The following is an 18,200-nucleotide window of genomic DNA, read 5'->3' as shown; positions in this document are numbered from 1 at the left end:
CGCCCCGGGTGGAAGAACCAACGGTTTTTCTGGGGACGGATTTCCACCAGCAAGTGTCCGTTATGTTGCCAAGTCGGCCGGCGGCGGCTTCCAAGGCGCGTCCGCCTTGCCGCCCATTGGTATGCACGGAGTTTGCCATGGCGGAAGTGGGGGCTCTTCCAATACTGCTACCGGCAGTGTGCCAGCAGCTGGGGCCGGCACTGGCGGCTCAGTTAATAACAACGGTACCTCTGCGACAGGTGTTGGATGCGGAGGAGGAGGAGCAGGAGGTTCAGCGCCAACCGTAACAACTGGCGGTAGCGGGTTTCGCGGCGAAGTGTCTGTTGTGTATTGGGACACGGTGCCATGAGCCGGGTTGCGCTGATCCGTTCCGGCGTGGTCGCAAACGTCATTGAGGCCGACCTTGCGTTCGCCGCGACGCTACCGGGCTACGACACGGCGATGGAAGCCGGCACCGCTGGCCCGGGCTGGTTGCTGGTCGAGGGCGCGCTTGTCCCGCCGCCTGCACCGCCTCCGGCGCAGACGCTGGAAGAGGCGAAGCAGCAACTACGCGAACGCGCCACTGCGCTGCGCTGGGAGCGCGAGACTGGTGGCATTACCGTCGGCGGTGTGCGCGTGCTGACCGGCATCGAAGACCAGAACCGCATCGCGACGGCCTTGGTCGGCGCCCCGGCCACGCTCGATTTCAAGGCCGACAGCGGCTGGGTGACGCTGACCCTCGCCGAGCTACAGGCCATCGCTGCAGCGATCACCACCCACGTGCAAGCCTGCTTCACTGCCGAACGCGCACATCACGAGGCGATCGATGCGCTCCCATCGCTGGCAGCCGTTGCCGCCTATGACGTGGAGGCCGGCTGGCCGTAGGAATTCCCCTACGCGTGCCTGCGTTGATCCCCGACAGTGCCGACCACGCGGCACTGACACACTCAATCTGCCAGCAGTCGGCGCCGGCTATCGCAGCCTAGGCTGTTACCCCGAGGCTGGCGCCAGCAGACGGTTACCGGTACCTGCCCGGGCAGGCTCAGATTGAGATGCCCGGGCGCTGGCTTACTTGATCGGCCCGACGCCAACATCGATCGCCGCGCATGGAAGCGCGGGTAGCTGGCGCCCAGCCAGTGCACCCTATCTGGTCGTAACTCATTGATAAGAAAAGGCACGATTCGGCACTATTGGGTGGTGGTTGAAACCGCCGAAGTGCCTTTTCCATCAACAGTTTGCCGCTATCTTCGGCGCTGCCTGGGAGGCAGAGGGTCGTCGGTTCGAATCCGGCCGTCCCGACCAATTACTGCTGTACGACAAGGGCTTGCGCTTGAGGCGCAGGCCCTTTCTGTTTCCGGTCGCGGCGAACGATCCGCTAACGCTGGCGCGCCGGGAACCGGTTAAGGTCGCGCCTTTCCCACGAGGCAGGGACGGTCATGCGGGTTGCGAAATGGAGTTTGCCGGCGGTTCTGTGGCTCGTGCTTCTGTCGCCCTCGTACGCCACTGCACCGCCCGCCGGGACGGAGGATGCGGCAGGTGCGGTGCCGATCCGCGATCTGGAAACCCTGGTGGTACATGGCGTGCAGCCCGGGCCGGGGTTGTGGAAGGTAAGCAAGGACGGCCATGTGCTGTGGATCCTGGGGACGGCGTCGCCGCTGCCCGGTCGGATCCAGTGGCAGTCGGCCGAGGTGGAGGCGATCGTCGCGCGCTCGCAGCAGGTGTTGCTGCCTCCTTCGTTGTCCTTCGACGCCGACGTTGGATTCTTCGGCATGCTCGCGCTGGCGCCAGCCGCGTGGAAGGCGATGCGCAACGAGGATGGCGCGAAGCTGGAGGATGTATTGTCGCCGGCGCTATATACCCGCTGGCAGGTGCAGAAGCGCCGGTACCTTGGCCGCGACGGCGGGGTCGAGCGCAAGCGGCCGATGATCGCCGCGAACGAGTTGTACGCGGCGGCAATCAAGTCGGCCGGCCTCGGGCAGAAGCCGGTCGTCTGGCCGGTCGTGCAGAAGGCGGCCAAGGCGGCGGGCATCAAGCCGACTTCGACGACGCTGAAGTTCGAGATCGACGATCCGAAGGCGGCGATCCGCGAGTTCCGCACGGGTGGATTCGACGATGTGGCCTGTTTCGAGCACAAACTCGCTTCGGTGGAACACGACATGCCCCGGCTGGTGGAGCGCGCCAATGCCTGGGCGGTCGGCGACATCGCGGCATTGCGCGACCTGCCACTGGAAGACGCCGATGGTGCTTGCCTGCGTGCCCTCGCCGAATCCGGCTTTGCCCGCAATCGTGGCTATGGCGATCTGCGGGAGCGGGGGCGCGGACACTGGATGGTGATCGCCGAGGAGGCACTGCGCCGCAACCGCGAGACGTTCGCGCTGTTGCCGGTCGATGGCCTGCTGGCCGCAGACGGCTACCTGGCTCGGCTGCAGGCACGGGGCTACGAGGTCGAAGCTCCCTGACGCGGGCGGCGCTTCATCCGGCTGCCAGCAGGCCGGCCATGGCCAGTGCGAGGAACAGCAGCGTCAATGTGCCGAACAGCAATGGCCGGGTGCGCAAGGTGACTGGCGCACGCTGCTCGATGCGGGCGCTGCTGGTGCGCAGGATCAGCCCCGCGGGGAATCCGCTGCGGGCCATGGCGTCGTCGCAGGCATCCACGCAGGCGCTGCACTCGATGCAGGAGCCGGTGCTGCCGTTGCGGATGTCCAGGCCGATCGGGCAGGCGAGGAGGCAGGCATCGCAATCGGTGCAGTCGCCGAGATGGGCGTCGCTGAAGGTCGGGCGCGGGCCGGCGCTGGCGGGGTGCGCGGCGCGGAATACGTAGTCGCGCGCGGTCACCGGGTCCAGCAGGCCGCGTGCGCGCTGCATCACGCTGCCGCCACCAGCCGGGCGTGCGCCGCGTGGTTCGCCGCGCCGCGCGTCGTAGTGGATCGATGGCGTGAAGGCATCGGTGAGCCAGGGCTGCACGCGGCTGTACGGGCACAGGTAGGTACACACCCGTTCGTGCAGGAACAACACGTTGGCCCAGGTGGCCAATGCGTAGAAGGCGATCCAGAACGCTTCCCAGCGGCCCAGCGCCAATGCAGGCAAGCCGGTGACGAGCCCTTCGATCGGCGAGAAGTAGCCGACGAAGGTGATGCCGGTCCACAGCGCGATCGCCGCCCACAGCGCATGCCGCAGCACCGGCTCGATCCTTGCGCCGGCCAGGCCATTGAGCGTGGTGATGCGCTGCAATGCGCGGTGCAGCCGCGTCAGCACGGTCTGTGGGCAGGCGTATGCGCACCACAGCCGGCCGTACAGGCTGGTGACCAGGCAGAGTGCAGCCAGCGCGGCCAATGCCAGCCACAACATCGGCAGGACGGCGTCCATGCGCAGGTCCAGGCCGAAGAAACGGATATGGCGCGCTTGGATGTCGAACAGCAGCAGCGCCGCGCCGCGCCAGCGCAGCCATGGCAGGCCGTAGAACAACCCCAGCATCGCCGCCAGCACCAGCCATTGCAGGAGGTGGCGCCGGTTCATTGGCGCCTGTCGCGCAGGTGCGGCGGGATGCGCGGCCGGGGAGTAAACGGGGCGATGGATGTTGCTCATTCCAGCGGCGGCTCGTCGCCGTCGCCCGGAGAGCGCAGCAGCAGGGCGGTCACGCTGCAGGCGGAGAGCGTGCCCAGCCAGGCAAGGAAGAAGCCGGCGGTATAGCCGAGGCCGCGGCTGATGCCATGGCGCGGGAAGCCGATGCGCTGCAGGTCCAGCGGATCGAAGAAGGCGAAGAACAGCACCGACGCGACCACCGCGACGAAGAAGCTCGGCCACAGCACCGCCCCCAGCTGCTGTAGAGGGGGGCGTCGCGTACGGGGCGAAGTGTCGAGGTCGATCATGGTGGCGGCGGACGCGGAGCTGGCAGGCGTACAATCGGTGCTTGCCGCCTCGCCGAGGCGGCGCTGAAGGCAAGGGCGAACTTGCTGTCAGCCTAGGCAGCCCGGAAGCGGGCGGCCTTGATCTGGATCAAGCCATGCCCGGAAGCGGTTCAGCAGAATGCGGGGCAGGGCGAGGAGTTTTGCAGCGATGAACGACGAACGCCTGCCGCAGCCGGCGGCGGACCTGTGCAGCGAGGAGGAGATCAATCGCCTGGTGCGGCGCTTCTACGGGCGCGTGCGCGAGGACGACCTGCTAGGGCCGGTATTCGAGGCCCATGTCCACGACTGGGAAGCGCATATGCGCCACCTGGTCGATTTCTGGTCGGCGCTGCTGCGCGGCACGCGCCGCTTCCAGGGCGCGCCGATGCAGAAGCACATGGTGATCGACGAACTGCGCGAGGAACTGTTCGCGCGCTGGTTGCTGCTGTTCCGGCAGACCACCGCCGAACTGGGCAACGTGCCGATGCAGCGGCTGGCCGACGATGCCGCCGAACGCATCGCAGGCAACTTCTGGCGGCGCTTCCAGATGTCGCGCTGGCCTACGCTGCAGGTACTGGGGCAGTAGCCGGCATGCAGGCAGCGGCTTTTGCCGCTGTCCTCCCTCGTTCCCCGCTACTGCCAACTCCCTCTTGCTCCATTGATCTGGCTCAAGGCGGCCGCATGCGGCATGCGGCAGGCTTTGCGCATGGACACGACCACCGCATTGCCCGACCCGCTGGGCTGGACCTTCGATCCGGACATCCTGCGCCGCCATGACCGGCCCGGGCCGCGCTATACCTCCTATCCCACCGCGCCGCATTTCCACGATGGCTACGGCGCAGGGCAGTTCCGCGAGGCCATCGCGCGCAGCAATGCCTCGACGCGCCCGCTCTCGCTGTACGTGCACGTGCCGTACTGCACCAGCCCCTGTTTCTACTGCGGCTGCAACCGCGTCATCAGCCGCGACCGCAGCAAGGGCGCGCCGTATGTCGATCGCGTGCTGGCCGAGGCGGACCGCGTGGCGCCCCTGTTCACGTCGGAACGGGAGGTCATCCAGCTGCATTTCGGCGGCGGTACGCCGAACTTCCTCGATCCGGAGCAGCTGTCGCGGCTGGTCGAAGGACTGCGCCGGCGCTTCCGTTTCAGCGAGGACGCGGGGCGCGATTTTTCCATCGAACTGGACCCGCGCTTTGTCTCTCCTGACGACATCGCGGTACTCGCGCAGCTGGGCTTCAACCGCGCCAGCCTCGGCGTGCAGGATTTCGACCCGGCGGTGCAGCAGGCGATCAACCGCGTGCAGGGCGTGGACGAAACCCTGGCGATCATCGAGGCCTGCCGCGGCAATGGCCTGCGCTCGGTCAACGTCGACCTGATCTACGGCCTGCCGAAGCAGACCCGGGAAGGCTTCGCGCGCACGCTGGAAACCGTGCTGGCGGTGCGCCCGGACCGGCTGGCGATCTACGGCTATGCGCATATGCCGCACCTGTTCAAGGCGCAGCGGCAGATCGTCGATGCCGACCTGCCCGACGCCGAGCGCAAGCTCGCGCTGCTGGGCCTGGCCGTGGAACGCCTGTCGGCGGCCGGCTACCAGTACATCGGCATGGATCACTTCGCGCTGCCGGAAGAAGACCTGTCGCGCGCGCAGCGCGCCGGAAGCCTGCACCGCAACTTCATGGGCTACACCACCCATGCCGACACCGACCTGCTGGGCCTGGGCGTGAGCGCGATCAGCAGGATCGACAACAGCTACAGCCAGAACCCGCGCGACCTGAAGGACTGGGAGGCGCGGATCGACGCAGGTGGCCTGCCGGTATGGCGTGGGCTGGAACTGGACGCCGACGACCTGCTGCGCGCCGAGCTGATCCAGCAGCTGATGTGCCATGGCCGCGTGGACGGACATGCCCTGGCCGCGCGCCATGGCGTCGATTTCGAGCAGTACTTTGCTGCCGAACTGGTGGCGCTGCGGCATCTGGCCGCCGACGGGCTGGCCCGCTACCGCGATGGCGTCGTCGCCGCTACCCGGCAGGGGCGGCCGCTGCTGCGCCTGGTCGCCATGTGCTTCGACCGCTACCTGCAGGCCCCGCAGCAGCCGGCGCGCTATTCGCGGGCGATCTGACCGGCCTTGCTGCCGTGCGTGGGAGCGACTCCAGTCGTGACGGGGCTTTCGTGCGGATGCTACCGCCAAAGCCCCGGTTTCCTGCGCGGTTAGCCCGGCAAGGCCGGTCGCGGCTGCAGTTGCTCCTGCAGGAGATGTGGCCGGGTCGGATTCACAAGCGCGCGCCGATCAGGCACGCTATCGCGATGCCCGGATGGCGAAACTGGTAGACGCATCGGACTTAAAATCCGCCGGGGGCAACCCCATGCCGGTTCGATTCCGGCTCCGGGCACCAGCATGCAACCTCGAGGGATGGGATGAGCGCCGATATTTCCGCAGCCAGCGCGCCGCGCATCGCCATCATCGGCCTGGGCTACGTCGGTCTGCCGCTTGCGGTCGAGTTCGGCAGGACGCTGGACACGCTCGGCTACGACATCGACGCCGCGCGCGTGGCCGAGCTGCGCGATGGCCATGACCGAACGCTGGAACTGGATGCCGCCGAACTGGCCGCCGCCACCTGCCTGCGCTACTGCGCCGATGCGGCGGAGCTGGCGCAGTGCAATGTGTTCATCGTTACCGTGCCGACGCCCATCGACGCCTGGGAGCAGCCGGACCTGGAGCCGCTGTGCGGCGCCAGCCAGCTGATCGCCGGCGTGCTCAAGCGCGGCGACCTGGTGATCTACGAATCCACGGTCTATCCCGGCACCACCGAGGAAGTCTGCGTGCCGCTGCTGGAGCAGGGTTCGGGCCTGCGCTTCAACCAGGATTTCTGGTGCGGCTACAGCCCGGAGCGGATCAACCCCGGCGACCGCCAGCGGCGCCTGCCGGACATCCGCAAGATCACCTCCGGCTCCACGCCGGAAGCGGCCGAGGTGGTGGACGCGCTGTACCGGCGCATCATCGCCGCCGGCACCTGGCGCGCGCCGTCGCTGCGCGTGGCCGAAGCGGCCAAGGTGGTGGAGAACATCCAGCGCGACGTGAACATCGCCCTGGTCAACGAGCTGGCGCTGATCTTCGACCGGCTCGGCATCGACACGCTGGACGTGCTCGAAGCGGCCGGCACCAAGTGGAATTTCCTGCCGTTCCGGCCGGGCATGGTCGGCGGCCACTGCATCGGCGTGGACCCGTATTACCTGCTGCACAAATCCGAGAGCGTGGGCTACCACCCTGACCTGATCCACACTGCGCGGCAGGTCAACAACCGCGTGGTCGCGCACGTGGTCGGGCGCGTGGACGCGTTGCTGGCCGGCAAGGGCAAGCCGCTGCGCGGTGCCCGGGTGCTGGTGCTGGGCGTGACCTTCAAGGAAGACTGCCCGGACCTGCGCAACAGCCGTGCGCTGGACCTGGCGCGGCTGCTGGCCGGACAAGGCGCGGCGGTCGATGCCTTCGATCCCTGGGCCGATCCGGTCGAGGCCGAGCGCGAATCGGGCCTGAAACTGGTCGATGCCCCGGCCCCGGCGCATTACGACGCGGTGGTGCTGGCGGTGGCGCACCGCCAGTTCCGCGAACTCGATGCCGCGCGGATACGCGCGCTGGGCGTGGCGGACATGGTGGTCTACGACGTCAAGTCGGCGTGGCCGCGGCACGTGGTGGACGACCGGTTGTAGAATCCGCCATTCCCGGTCGCGAGGACGGCAATGCATCGTTATCTGGTCTATGTACTGGCGCTGGTCCTGTTGCCGGTGTCGCTGGCGCTGGCGGACCGTTGGCCCGCTTGGTACTGGGGCGTCGGCCTGTTCGGCGCCATGGCACTGCTCGGCACCTGGGACGTGCTGCAGCGGCGCAGCGTGCTGCGGCGCAATTACCCGGTGCTGGCGCACTTCCGCTACGGCTTCGAGTCCATCGGCCCGGAAATCCGCCAGTACTTCGTGCAGAGCGACCTGGAGGACGTGCCGTTCTCGCGCCAGCAGCGGCAGCTGGTCTACCAGCGCGCGCGCAACGTGATGGACGTGGTGCCGTTCGGTACGCTGCGCAGCACCTATGCGGTGGATTACGAGTGGATCAACCATTCGATGGCGCCGACCAGTATCCCGCACCACGATTTCCGCGTGGTGATCGGCGCGGACTGCGCGCGGCCGTATTCGGCCAGCGTGTTCAACATCTCGGCGATGAGCTTCGGCTCGCTGTCGGCCAACGCCATCCGCGCCCTGAACAAGGGCGCGAAGATGGGCGGCTTCTACCATGACACCGGCGAGGGCTCGATCTCGCCGTATCACCGCGAGAACGGTGGCGACCTGGTGTGGGAGATCGGCTCGGGGTACTTCGGTTGCCGCGACGAGCAGGGCCGTTTCAGCGAGGAGCGTTTCGTCGAGAACGCCAACCACGACCAGGTCAAGATGATCGAGATCAAGCTGTCGCAGGGCGCCAAGCCCGGCCACGGCGGCGTGCTGCCCGCGGCCAAGGTCAGCGCGGAGATTTCCGTTACCCGCGGCGTGCCGATGGGCGTGGACTGCGTGTCGCCGTCGCGGCACTCGGCGTTCTCCACCCCGGTGGAACTGCTGCAGTTCGTCGCCCGCCTGCGCGAGCTGTCCGGCGGCAAGCCGACCGGCTTCAAGCTGGCCATCGGCCATCCGTGGGAATGGTTCGGCATCGCCAAGGCCATGCACGAGACCGGGCTGCTGCCGGACTTCATCGTGGTCGATGGTGCCGAAGGCGGCACCGGCGCATCGCCGGCCGAGTTCATCGACCACGTCGGCGTGCCGATGAACGAGGCGCTGATCCTGGTGCACAACACGCTGGTGGGCCTGGACCTGCGCGAGCGCATCCGCATCGGCGCGGCCGGCAAAGTGACCAGCGCCTTCGACATCGCGCGCACCCTCGCGCTGGGCGCGGACTGGTGCAACGCCGGGCGCGGCTTCATGTTCGCGCTGGGCTGCATCCAGTCGCTGAGCTGCCACAACGACAAGTGCCCGACCGGCATCGCCACCCAGGACCCGAGCCGCTGGCGCCACCTCGACCCGACCGACAAGGCCGAGCGGGTGCGCAATTTCCACGAGAACACCCTGCGCGCGCTGCGCGACCTGCTGGGCGCGGCCGGGCTGAACGATCCTGCCGAACTCGGTCCCGAGCACATCCTGCGCAGGGTGTCGCCGATCGAGATCCGTTCGATGGCGACGCTGTACCGCTACCTGTCGCCGGGCGAGCTGCTCGACCGGGTGCCGGGCCATGCGGTGTTCCGCGAATACTGGGCCGACGCGCGCAGTGATTCGTTCGCACCGCCGCCGCGCATCGAGGCGCTGCGCGGAACCAAGCTGCACTGAAGCCCGGTCCGCCCGTCGTCATGTAGAGCGGGGCAACGCCCCGCTGGGGCATTACTGGGCGAGCCTCGCCAGGCGTTGCCCGGCGCTACAGAACGCCGCGGCCTTGTAGAGCGGGGCAACGCCCCGCTGGGGCATTACCGGCCAAACCCCACCGGGCGTTGCCCGGCGCTACAGAACGCCGGCTTGTAGAGCGGGGCAACGCCCCGCTGGGGTTTCCTCGGAAAAGCCCCGTGCGGAGCACGCTTCCCGCCTAAGCGGATGTGTTCACCGAAGCCACTCGACCACGCCTTCGGCCGCACGCAATGCGCTGGCGTAGCAGGCGGTAAGCAGGTAGCCGCCGGTCGGCGCCTCCCAGTCCAGCATCTCGCCGGCGCAGAACACGCCGGGTAGGGCATGCAGCATCAACCGCGCATCCGTGGCCTCCAGGCGCACGCCGCCGGCGGTGCTGATGGTCTCGGCCATCGGCCGCGGCCGCAACAGGCGCAGCGGCAGGTGCTTGAGCGTGCGCGCCACCGTGTCGAGGTCGTTGCCGGCATCCTTGCCGAGAATCTCGAACACCAGCGCGGCCTTGGCCGCGTCGATGCCGGTGGCGCGGCGCAGGTGTTCGCCGAAGCTGCGCCCCTTGCGCGGGCGCGACAGGTCGGCGCGCAGGCGCGCTTCGTCGCGGCCGGGCACCAGGTCCAGTTCCAGCAGCGCATGACCATCGCGGTTGATGGTTTCGCGCAGGTCGGCGGCGATGGCGTAGACCAGGCTGCCTTCGATGCCGTATTCGCTGGCCACGCATTCGCCCTGCAGCTGCTGCGGCGTGCCGTGCAGATCCCGCCAGTGCGCGACGACCGGCTTGAGCGGGCTGCCGGCATGGCGCTGGCGGAAATGTCCGCTCCAGTCGATGTCGAAGCCGCAGTTGGCTGGCTGCAGCGGCGCCACGTCCACGCCGCGCGCGCGCAGTGCTTCCAACCAGGCGCCATCGGAACCGAGTTCCGGCCAGCTGCCACCGCCCAGCGCCAGCACGGTGGCGTCGGCGGTCACCGCGCTTTCGCCTTCGCCGGTCTGCATGCGCAGCGAACCGTCGTCGTTCCAGCCCAGCCAGCGATGCTGGACGTGGAAGCGCACCCCCTGTTCCTTCAGCCGCCGCACCCAGCCGCGCAGCAGCGGTGCGGCCTTGCGGTCCAGCGGGAACACACGGCCGGAACTGCCGACATAGGTGTCCACGCCCAGGCCCTGTGCCCAGCGGCGCAGGGCGTCGGCGTCGAAGCCGTCCAGCCAGCCGGCGACCTCCGCCGCGCGTTCGCGGTAGCGGCCGTCGAACTGCGGGCGCGGTTCGGAGTGGGTGAGGTTCAGGCCGCCCTTGCCGGCGATCAGGAACTTGCGCCCCGGCGAGCCCTTGGCTTCGTACAGGTCGACCGACAGGCCCGCCGCGCGCAGGCGCTCGGCAGCGAACAGCCCCGCGGGGCCGCCGCCGATCACCGCGACGCGCTTGGCCACGGCGCCGGGCTCAGCGCGGCTGGACATCGAGCAGTTCGACGTCGAACACCAGCGAGGAGCCGGGCGGGATCGGGCCGGCGCGGCGGTCGCCGTAGCCGTAGTCGGCCGGGATCATCAGCGTGCGCTTGCCGCCGACCTTCATGCCGGCCACGCCCTCGTCCCAGCCGCGGATGACCTGCTTCTCGCCCAGGTTGAAGGTGAACGGCTCGCCGCGGTCGAGCGAACTGTCGAATTTCTCGCCGTGTTTGTCGGCCGTGCGCTCGTCGTAGATCCAGCCGGTGTAGTGCACGGTGACCTTGGTGCCGGGGACCGCCTCGGCGCCGGTACCCGGCACGCTGTCGATGCGCTCGAAGGCGGCGATGCTGCCTCCCGGCGGCGGGCCGGGCGGGGTGCAGGCGGCAATGGACAGGGACAACAGCAAGGGGACGAGCAGGCGACGCATGGCGGCTCCAGGGGTGAGTTCCCGCACAAGGGATGTGCGGCGCTCGGGTAAGGGGTCCACGACAGGAACCGGGACGCGGACATGCCCGGTTCTGGCGAAGGTTTTCGAGTGAAGGCCCGGCGCCGGGATGCACGGCGCTCTGGCGCGGGCTCCACGGGCGCGGGGTGTGCAAGGGTAGCGTATCGCCAGCGGGTATCATGGCGCGATGGCGAAACTGCTGCTCAATCTGCGCAACGTCGGCGAGGACGAAAGCCGCGAGGTCGGCGAACTGCTCGACCGCCACGGCATCGTCTGGTACCGCACCGAACCCAGCCCCTGGGGCATTTCCTTCGGCGGCATCTGGCTGCGCGAACGCGAGGATCATCCGCGCGCGAAGGAGCTGATGGCCACTTACCAGGCCGAGCGCTCGCGGCGCGTGCGCGCCGAACGCGAGGCCGCGCTGCGCGCCGGGACCGCCGAGACCTTCGGCTCGCTGTTCCGGCGGCGGCCGCTGTACGTGCTCGCCGTGCTGCTGGGCATGCTGGCCGCGGCGGCGCTGGTGCTGCTGCCGTTCATGCTGCTGCGTGGCTGAAGGCCGATGGCGCCGTAAAATACGCCGATGATCGTCAATACCGCCGCCTATCACTTCGTTCCCGTCGCCGATGCCGACGCGCTGGCCGCCACCCTGCTGGAGCGCGCGCAGGCGTACGAACTGCGCGGCACGATCCTGGTGGCGGACGAGGGCATCAACCTGTTCCTGGCCGGCGGCCGCGACGGCATCGACACCTTCTACGCCGGGCTGAAGGCCGACGCGCGTTTCTCCGACATGCGGGTCAAGTACAGCTACAGCCACATGCAGCCGTTCGCGCGGCTCAAGGCCAAGGTCAAGCCGGAGATCATCAGTTTCCGCCGCGACGACGGCCAGCCGCTGGATTACCCGCGCGCGCCTTCCGTGGCCCCGGCCACGCTGCAGCGCTGGCTGCGGCAAGGGCACGACGACGCTGGCAGGCGCGTGGTGATGCTGGATACCCGCAACGAGCAGGAGTTCGAGCACGGCACTTTCGCCGGCGCCCTGACCCTGCCGATCGCCCGCTTCACGGATCTGCCGGCGGCACTGGAGCCGCACCGCGCGGAGCTGGCCGACGCCACCGTGGTCAGCTTCTGCACCGGCGGCATCCGCTGCGAGAAGGCCGCGCTGTGGATGCGCAACGACGGCATGGACAACGTGCTGCAGCTGGAGGGCGGCATCCTCGGTTATTTCGAGGAGGCCGGCGGCGAGGGCTACGACGGCCGCTGCTTCGTGTTCGACGAGCGCGTGGCGCTGGACCCGCAGCTGCAGCCGCTGGTGGATACCGGCGTTCCCGTGTAGCGCGGGGCAATGCCCCGCTGGGGCATTGCCAGCCAGGCCCCGCCGGGCGCCGCCCGGCGCTACAGGAGGCAGCGCCTCGGTCATGTAGAGCGGGGCGACGCCCCGCTGGGTCGTGCAGTGAATGCCCTGCCGGGCGTTGATCCGCGCTGCGGGGCCCGGCTGCCGCGAGGTCGGCGATGCCGCGCCGAAAAACAGTGTCCGGGCGATGGGCGTCATGGAAGCATGGGAATCTGGCCGCGACGCCCCATGTCTCTCCCGATACCCCGCAGGAAGCCGCCGCATGATTCCACTTTCCGTTCTCGACCTGGCCCCCGTCTGCGAAGGCGCTGCGCCGGGCCAGGCCTTCGCCAACATGCTCGACCTCGCGCGGCATGCCGAGCGCTGGGGCTACCGCCGCTACTGGCTGGCCGAGCACCACAACATGCCGGGCATCGCCAGTGCGGCGACCTCGGTGCTGATCGGCCATGTCGCCGGCGGTACCTCGAGCATCCGCGTCGGCGCCGGCGGCATCATGCTGCCCAACCACTCGCCGCTGCAGGTGGCCGAACAGTTCGGCACGCTGGCCTCGCTGTATCCCGGGCGCATCGACCTGGGGCTGGGCCGCGCGCCCGGGACCGACCATGCCACCGCCCGCGCGCTGCGCCGCTACTTCGACAGCGCCGACCAGTTCCCGCAGGACGTGACCGAACTGCTGCACTATTTCGAACCCGTGCAGCCGGGGCAGGGCGTGCAGGCGGTGCCGGGCGCGGGCCTCGAGGTGCCGGTGTGGCTGCTGGGCTCCAGCCTGTTCAGCGCGCGACTGTCGGCGGCGATGGGCCTGCCGTTCGCCTTCGCCTCGCATTTCGCCCCGGACGCGATGGACGAGGCATTGGCGATCTACCGCCGCGATTTCCGTCCCTCCGCGCGCCTGCGCGCGCCCTGGGCGATGCTGGCGCTGAACGTGGTGGCCAGCGAATCGGAGGCGCAGTCGCGGCGCCTGTTCACCACCCAGCAGCAGAGTTTCGTCAACCTGCGGCGCGGCCGTCCCGGACGCATCCCGCCGCCGGTCGACGACATCGAGGCATTCTGGGAGCCGCACGAGAAGGCGGGCGTGGAGCGGGCGCTGGCCTGTACGGTGTTGGGCGATCCGGCCCAGGTAGGCGAAGGGTTGGCGGCTTTTGCCGCGCGCCACCGGCCGGACGAGATGATGCTCACCGCCAACATCTTCGACCATGCCGCGCGGCTGCGTTCGTTCGAACTGGCGATGCAGGCCTGGCAGGCTCGGCACTGAGGTAGTGCCCTCGCGGGGCGATGCCGCGCTGGGGCTTCACCAGGAATACCCCGCCGGGCGTTGCCCGGCGCTACAAGACGCCGCGCTCCGACCGTGTAGAGCGGGGCAACGCCCCGCTGGGGCTTTGTCGGGAATGCCCCGCCGGGCGTTGCCCGGCGCTACAAGGCGCCGTGTTCCGACCGTGTAGAGCGGGGCAACGCCCCGCTGGGGCTTTACCGGGAATGCCCCGCCGGGCCTTGCCCGGCGCTACAGGGCGCCGCGCTCCGACCGTGTAGAGCGGGGCAATGGCCCCGCTGGGGCTTTGCCGGGAATGCCCCGCTGGGCTTCGCCGGGTCCGGCCTGACGCTACAGGCCGCCGCTCCAGCGCTGGAACAGATCGACGGCGTGGCTGGCAAGCTGCCCGGAGCCAAGCCCGAAGAACACGCAGGCGGCGACGGCGGCGATCCAGTTGAACAGCATCAGCGCGCCGTCGCGTTCGATCAGCGCCAGCGCGAACAGCAGCAGCTGGAAGCCGAACAGATAGTTGGTGAAGGGAATGGGCAGCGACAGCAGGATGCCGACCAGGACCAGCAGCAGGCCGCTGAACACCCGCGCCGGCAGCGGCCATACCAGCATCGGCAGGCGCGGCTTGAGCATCCGGTCCAGGCGCCGCAGCGGCCGGTCGATGCGGCCGAGGAAGCGGTGCATGGTGCCGCGCCTGGGGCCACGCCGGGCGATGAAGCCCGGCACCCACGGCCGCGACAGCCCGCACAGCATCTGCAGGCCGATCAGCAGCACCAGCGGGCCGCTGACCGCGCCGCCGATGCCGGGAATCGGGATGAACGAGGGCAGGATGGCGACGAACAGGAACACGCCGAACGCGCTTTCCTGCAGGCCCTGCAGGATCTTCCCCAGTGGCTGGTGCTCGTCCGGGTCGCCCTGTTCGAACATCGCCAGCAGGGTGCGGATGCCCTCGTTGCGGTAGGCGCTCGAAGCCTGGTCCGGCCCTGGTTCGTCGCCCGGCCGCTCAGCCGGTGGTGTCATCGGCGTCTTCTTCCGGGAGCCGGCGCAGCAGCAGCTTGTCGATGCGTGCGCCGTCCAGGTCGACGATCTCGATGCGCCAGCCGGCCCAGTCGAAGTACTCGCCGGCGTGCGGGATGCGGCCGAAGAAATGCATGCACATGCCGGCCAGCGTGTAGTAGTCGCCTTCCTCGGCGTCGGGCAGCTCGACGCCGCCCATCAGCTCGCGCAGGTCGTCCACCGGCAGCGAGCCGTCCACCAGCAGCGAGCCGTCCTCGCGGGTGACCACCAGCGCGTCCTCGTCGGTGTTCTCCGGCGCCTGCAGGCGGCCGACCACCGCGCCCATCAGGTCGCTGATCGTCACCAGGCCCTGGATCTCGCCGTACTCGTCCACCACCAGCGCCATCGACTGGTGCTCCTCGCGGAAGATCTCCAGCAGCTTCATCGCATGGGTGGATTCGGAGACATAGAGCGTCTCGCGCAGGTTCTCGAACAGCGCGTGCGCGTTGCCCTGCAGGCGGCGCGTGACCAGCGACTTGACCTCGAGGATGCCGGCGATGTCCTGGTCGTTGCCGCGGTACACCGGATAGCGCGAGAAGGCATGCTCGTGCATGGTCTCCAGGTTCTTCTCCACATCGGCGTTGGTGTCCAGCCAGGCGATGCGGTTACGCGGGGTCATCAGGCTGTCGGCGGTGCGGTCGCCCAGGCGCATGACCCGGTTCATCATGTCGCGCTCGTGGATGTCGATCACGCCGGCCTCATGGCTTTCGGCCACCAGCATGCGGATCTCCTCTTCGGTCACCGAGGCCGAATCGGTGTTGCCCAGGCCCAGCAGGCGCAGCACCAGCCGGGTGGTGCGCGAGAGCAGCCATACGAACGGGAAGGCGAGGGTGGCCAGCCAGCCCATCGGCATCGCCACCAGGCCGGCGATATCCTCCGAGCGGGTCAGGGCCAGCCGCTTGGGCACCAGTTCGCCGAAGATCAGCGTGACGAAGGTGATCAGGGTGACGGCCAGCGCCTTGCCCAGCGCGCCGGCGTAGGCAAAACCGGGCATCAGGCCCTGGATCCACGCGGCGATGGCTTCGCCCAGCGCTTCGCCGCCGAGGAAGCCGGTCAGCACACCGATCACGGTGATGCCGATCTGCACGGTGGACAGGAAGTTCTCGGGCTTCTCGGCCAGCGCCAGGGCGCGTTCGGCGCGCTTGCTGGAAGCGGACATCTGCTTGAGCCGGCTCTTGCGCGAGGTCATGACCGACATCTCGGACATGGCGAAGAAGCCGTTGAGCAGGATCAGGGCGAAAACGATGAGGATCAGTTCAAACACGGGTCGCTCCCCGGGTCGATGGCAGGGAGGGCGGGTGCTTGCGATGGCGGCAGGAGTCCAGGGGCGTGCCCGGGCGCTGCGGCGGGGGAGAAGGGTCGTCGTCCATAGGGTGCGCCCGCGGGGGCGCCGGCGCATCTTAGCAAACCGGCATGCGGGACCGGCAAGCGCCTGTTCACTTTTGCCGGCCCGGAGGCGGCGGGAATACCCGAGAAGTCATCCAGCCGTCATAATTCGCCCCGGTGCCGTCCCTTCCGCGACGGCGAACAGGCATCCCCAATGTTTTCATTGCAGACCATTTTCGGCTCCGGCAAGCAGTTCTATACCTACCTCGACGAGGCCGCCCAGGCCGCCGCCGACAGCGCCAAGGCGCTGCACGCGATGATGCGCGAGGCCGACCGGCAGCCGGCTCTGGATGCGTTCAAGCTGGCGCGCCTGCGCGAGCGCGCCGCCTCGGACAAGATCAGCCAGGCGCTGGTGGACAGCTTCATGACCCCGATCGAGCGCGAGGACATCGAGGCGCTGGGCTCGGCGCTGTACAAGATCCCCAAGCAGATCGAGAAGTTCGCCGATCGCTACTCGCTGGCCACCCAGCACCTGGCCCAGATCGATTTCGCCCCGCGCGCGGCGATGCTGGAGCAGGCCGCCGACGTGGTGGTGGAGATGGTCCGGGACCTGCGCCACATGAACATCGACCGCATGACGGCGATGAACGAGAAGCTGCGCGCGCTGGAGAACGAGGCCGACCGGCTGATGCTGGAGCTGTACCGGGAGATCTATTCCGGGCGCCTGGACAACCTGCAGATGTTCCTGCTCAAGGAGTTCTTCGAGATCCTGGAGAAGGCCATCGACCGTTGCCGCGAGGCCGGTGTGGTGGTCTACCAGATCGTGTTGAAGAACAGCTGACGGGGACGGTCGATGCTCACCCTCGTACTGGTGGTGATCCTGGCAGCGCTCGTCTTCGAGTTCATCAACGGCTTCCACGATACCGCCAACTCCATCGCCACCGTGGTGGCGACCAAGGTGCTCTCGCCCGGCTGGGCGGTGATGCTGGCCGCGGGCATGAACCTGCTCGGCGCGCTGACCGGCACCGCGGTGGCGCTGACCATCGCCAACGGCCTGCTGAATACCGACGTGGTCGAGGTCACCCCGCAGGTGATCCTGTGCGCCCTGCTCGGCGGCATCGTCTGGAACCTGATCACCTGGTGGAAGGGCCTGCCGTCCTCGTCCTCGCACGCGCTGATCGGTGGCCTGTGCGGCGCCGGCCTGGCTGCCGCGCACAACAACTGGGACGCGCTGATCTGGTCGCAGAGCGTCGGCAACTGGGCGCAGAACAAGGGCCTGTTGTGGAAGGTGTTCGTGCCCATGATCACCTCGCCGATCGCCGGCTTCCTGCTCGGCATCGTGGTGATGTGCCTGCTGTGGGCGATCATCGCCGGCATGGCGCGGATGGGCGGCGTGCTGCGGCGGCTGGCGCGGCCGCGCTGGGTCAACGCGTTCTTCGGCAAGGCGCAGATCGCCTCGGCCGCCTACATGGGTTTCGCCCACGGCCACAACGACGCGCAGAAGACCATGGGCATCATCGCCATGACCCTGATCGGCGCCGAGGCCACCGGCGCGCTCAATGACCTGCCGTCATGGCTGGCGTTCATGCACCCGGACGCGCATGCCGGTGACGGCATCGCCATGTGGATCGTGCTGACCTGTGCGGTGGTGATGGCCGCCGGTACCGCCTCGGGCGGCTGGAAGATCATCAAGACCCTGGGCCACAAGATGGTCAAGCTGCATCCGATCCACGGTTTCGCCGCGGAGACCAGCTCGGCCACCATCCTGACCCTGGCCGCGCACTTCGGCATGCCGGTCTCGACCACGCACAGCATTTCCACCGCGATCATGGGCGTTGGTTTCGCCAAGAACCCGAAGTCGCTGCGCATCGGCGTGATCGAGCGCATCGTCTGGGCATGGATCCTGACCATCCCGGCGGCCGGCGGCTGCGCTTACCTGATCCTGAAGCTGTTCGCCCTCGTCGGCTGGAACTGAACGACGCCGGGTTCGACCCGCAAGAAGAGGCCCCGCGGGCGCCGGCGGGGCGCGGGGGCGGCGGGTTTGTGGGG

General features: G+C 68.7%; 17 protein-coding genes and 1 tRNA gene. 12 read left to right on the top strand and 6 right to left on the bottom strand.

Annotation, left to right across the window (positions count from 1 at the left end):
* The first annotated feature begins 345 nt into the window (after positions 1-345).
* Positions 346-864 carry a DUF4376 domain-containing protein gene (locus QMX80_RS03025; protein WP_282275182.1) on the top strand — a complete coding sequence of 173 codons (519 nt, stop codon included), beginning with the start codon at positions 346-348 and terminating at the stop codon, positions 862-864.
* 551 nt (positions 865-1,415) lie between these two features.
* Positions 1,416-2,438, top strand: a complete 1,023-nt coding sequence (locus tag QMX80_RS03020; protein WP_282275181.1) for a TraB/GumN family protein — start codon at positions 1,416-1,418, stop codon at positions 2,436-2,438.
* A gap of 13 nt (positions 2,439-2,451) precedes the next feature.
* On the opposite strand, the gene QMX80_RS03015 is transcribed toward QMX80_RS03020, so the two are convergent.
* Both QMX80_RS03015 and QMX80_RS03010 read right to left on the bottom strand, forming a co-directional pair.
* A complete protein-coding gene (locus tag QMX80_RS03015) occupies positions 2,452-3,495 on the bottom strand; it encodes a 4Fe-4S dicluster domain-containing protein (protein ID WP_282275180.1) in 1,044 nt (347 codons plus the stop codon).
* A 65-nt stretch (positions 3,496-3,560) separates the two neighbouring features.
* Positions 3,561-3,848 carry a hypothetical protein gene (locus tag QMX80_RS03010; protein WP_055769940.1) on the bottom strand — a complete coding sequence of 96 codons (288 nt, stop codon included), beginning with the start codon at positions 3,846-3,848 and terminating at the stop codon, positions 3,561-3,563.
* A gap of 187 nt (positions 3,849-4,035) precedes the next feature.
* Between QMX80_RS03010 and QMX80_RS03005 the strand changes: the two genes are divergently transcribed.
* From QMX80_RS03005 to QMX80_RS02985, 5 genes are all read left to right on the top strand, one after another.
* Positions 4,036-4,452, top strand: a complete 417-nt coding sequence (locus QMX80_RS03005; RefSeq protein WP_282275178.1) for a group III truncated hemoglobin — start codon at positions 4,036-4,038, stop codon at positions 4,450-4,452.
* A gap of 120 nt (positions 4,453-4,572) precedes the next feature.
* Positions 4,573-5,982: an oxygen-independent coproporphyrinogen III oxidase gene (hemN, locus tag QMX80_RS03000; RefSeq protein ID WP_282275177.1), complete on the top strand. Its 1,410-nt coding sequence runs from the start codon at positions 4,573-4,575 to the stop codon at positions 5,980-5,982.
* 187 nt (positions 5,983-6,169) lie between these two features.
* A tRNA-Leu gene (locus tag QMX80_RS02995) sits at positions 6,170-6,256 on the top strand.
* Positions 6,257-6,278: 22 nt separating this feature from the next.
* Complete coding sequence (locus QMX80_RS02990) at positions 6,279-7,568, top strand: nucleotide sugar dehydrogenase (RefSeq protein WP_282275176.1); 1,290 nt, start codon at positions 6,279-6,281, stop codon at positions 7,566-7,568.
* A 30-nt stretch (positions 7,569-7,598) separates the two neighbouring features.
* Positions 7,599-9,221 (top strand): FMN-binding glutamate synthase family protein, encoded by a 1,623-nt coding sequence (locus QMX80_RS02985; RefSeq protein WP_055769935.1) that lies wholly within the window; start codon positions 7,599-7,601, stop codon positions 9,219-9,221.
* Positions 9,222-9,485: 264 nt separating this feature from the next.
* Here the strand turns inward: QMX80_RS02985 and QMX80_RS02980 are convergent, their stop codons facing one another.
* Both QMX80_RS02980 and QMX80_RS02975 read right to left on the bottom strand, forming a co-directional pair.
* Complete coding sequence (locus QMX80_RS02980) at positions 9,486-10,733, bottom strand: TIGR03862 family flavoprotein (protein WP_282275175.1); 1,248 nt, start codon at positions 10,731-10,733, stop codon at positions 9,486-9,488.
* On the bottom strand, positions 10,717-11,148 hold the full coding sequence (locus QMX80_RS02975; protein WP_055769930.1) for an FKBP-type peptidyl-prolyl cis-trans isomerase: 432 nt from the start codon (positions 11,146-11,148) through the stop codon (positions 10,717-10,719). The genes QMX80_RS02980 and QMX80_RS02975 overlap by 17 nt, the downstream gene beginning before the upstream one ends.
* A gap of 205 nt (positions 11,149-11,353) precedes the next feature.
* Between QMX80_RS02975 and QMX80_RS02970 the strand changes: the two genes are divergently transcribed.
* From QMX80_RS02970 to QMX80_RS02960, 3 genes are all read left to right on the top strand, one after another.
* A complete protein-coding gene (locus QMX80_RS02970) occupies positions 11,354-11,719 on the top strand; it encodes a DUF6164 family protein (protein WP_282275174.1) in 366 nt (121 codons plus the stop codon).
* Between the two features lie 27 nt (positions 11,720-11,746).
* Complete coding sequence (locus QMX80_RS02965) at positions 11,747-12,496, top strand: sulfurtransferase (protein ID WP_282275173.1); 750 nt, start codon at positions 11,747-11,749, stop codon at positions 12,494-12,496.
* Between the two features lie 280 nt (positions 12,497-12,776).
* Positions 12,777-13,766 (top strand): LLM class flavin-dependent oxidoreductase, encoded by a 990-nt coding sequence (locus QMX80_RS02960; RefSeq protein ID WP_282275171.1) that lies wholly within the window; start codon positions 12,777-12,779, stop codon positions 13,764-13,766.
* A gap of 345 nt (positions 13,767-14,111) precedes the next feature.
* Here QMX80_RS02960 and QMX80_RS02955 read toward each other — a convergent pair whose 3' ends face one another.
* Positions 14,112-14,789 (bottom strand): exopolysaccharide biosynthesis protein, encoded by a 678-nt coding sequence (locus tag QMX80_RS02955; protein ID WP_282275170.1) that lies wholly within the window; start codon positions 14,787-14,789, stop codon positions 14,112-14,114.
* Positions 14,773-16,089 carry a hemolysin family protein gene (locus tag QMX80_RS02950; RefSeq protein ID WP_055769922.1) on the bottom strand — a complete coding sequence of 439 codons (1,317 nt, stop codon included), beginning with the start codon at positions 16,087-16,089 and terminating at the stop codon, positions 14,773-14,775. The genes QMX80_RS02955 and QMX80_RS02950 overlap by 17 nt, the downstream gene beginning before the upstream one ends.
* 276 nt (positions 16,090-16,365) lie before the next feature.
* On the opposite strand from QMX80_RS02950, the gene QMX80_RS02945 reads away from it, so the two are divergent.
* Positions 16,366-16,992, top strand: coding sequence for a DUF47 family protein (locus tag QMX80_RS02945; protein ID WP_055769920.1), 627 nt, complete (start codon positions 16,366-16,368; stop codon positions 16,990-16,992).
* A gap of 12 nt (positions 16,993-17,004) precedes the next feature.
* Positions 17,005-18,126 (top strand): inorganic phosphate transporter, encoded by a 1,122-nt coding sequence (locus QMX80_RS02940; protein ID WP_055769918.1) that lies wholly within the window; start codon positions 17,005-17,007, stop codon positions 18,124-18,126.
* Positions 18,127-18,200: the final 74 nt, after the last annotated feature.

The sequence above is a fragment of the Stenotrophomonas sp. PS02297 genome (assembly GCF_029959705.1).
GTDB classification, from domain to species: Bacteria; Pseudomonadota; Gammaproteobacteria; order Xanthomonadales; family Xanthomonadaceae; genus Stenotrophomonas; species Stenotrophomonas nitritireducens.
This window is presented reverse-complemented; position numbering and strand designations above follow the sequence as displayed.

What these genes read in the sequence shown, in the direction of transcription:
- QMX80_RS02980 (WP_282275175.1), bottom strand. Translation starts at nt 10,733, where the DNA reads ATGTCCAGCCGCGCTGAGCCCGGCGCCGTGGCCAAGCGCGTCGCGGTG.
- QMX80_RS03025 (WP_282275182.1), top strand. Translation starts at nt 346, where the DNA reads ATGAGCCGGGTTGCGCTGATCCGTTCCGGCGTGGTCGCAAACGTCATT.
- QMX80_RS03015 (WP_282275180.1), bottom strand. Translation starts at nt 3,495, where the DNA reads ATGAACCGGCGCCACCTCCTGCAATGGCTGGTGCTGGCGGCGATGCTG.
- QMX80_RS02970 (WP_282275174.1), top strand. Translation starts at nt 11,354, where the DNA reads ATGGCGAAACTGCTGCTCAATCTGCGCAACGTCGGCGAGGACGAAAGC.
- QMX80_RS02955 (WP_282275170.1), bottom strand. Translation starts at nt 14,789, where the DNA reads ATGACACCACCGGCTGAGCGGCCGGGCGACGAACCAGGGCCGGACCAG.
- QMX80_RS02975 (WP_055769930.1), bottom strand. Translation starts at nt 11,148, where the DNA reads ATGCGTCGCCTGCTCGTCCCCTTGCTGTTGTCCCTGTCCATTGCCGCC.
- QMX80_RS03005 (WP_282275178.1), top strand. Translation starts at nt 4,036, where the DNA reads ATGAACGACGAACGCCTGCCGCAGCCGGCGGCGGACCTGTGCAGCGAG.
- QMX80_RS02965 (WP_282275173.1), top strand. Translation starts at nt 11,747, where the DNA reads ATGATCGTCAATACCGCCGCCTATCACTTCGTTCCCGTCGCCGATGCC.
- QMX80_RS02945 (WP_055769920.1), top strand. Translation starts at nt 16,366, where the DNA reads ATGTTTTCATTGCAGACCATTTTCGGCTCCGGCAAGCAGTTCTATACC.
- QMX80_RS02960 (WP_282275171.1), top strand. Translation starts at nt 12,777, where the DNA reads ATGATTCCACTTTCCGTTCTCGACCTGGCCCCCGTCTGCGAAGGCGCT.
- hemN (WP_282275177.1), top strand. Translation starts at nt 4,573, where the DNA reads ATGGACACGACCACCGCATTGCCCGACCCGCTGGGCTGGACCTTCGAT.
- QMX80_RS03020 (WP_282275181.1), top strand. Translation starts at nt 1,416, where the DNA reads ATGCGGGTTGCGAAATGGAGTTTGCCGGCGGTTCTGTGGCTCGTGCTT.
- QMX80_RS02940 (WP_055769918.1), top strand. Translation starts at nt 17,005, where the DNA reads ATGCTCACCCTCGTACTGGTGGTGATCCTGGCAGCGCTCGTCTTCGAG.
- QMX80_RS02985 (WP_055769935.1), top strand. Translation starts at nt 7,599, where the DNA reads ATGCATCGTTATCTGGTCTATGTACTGGCGCTGGTCCTGTTGCCGGTG.
- QMX80_RS02990 (WP_282275176.1), top strand. Translation starts at nt 6,279, where the DNA reads ATGAGCGCCGATATTTCCGCAGCCAGCGCGCCGCGCATCGCCATCATC.
- QMX80_RS03010 (WP_055769940.1), bottom strand. Translation starts at nt 3,848, where the DNA reads ATGATCGACCTCGACACTTCGCCCCGTACGCGACGCCCCCCTCTACAG.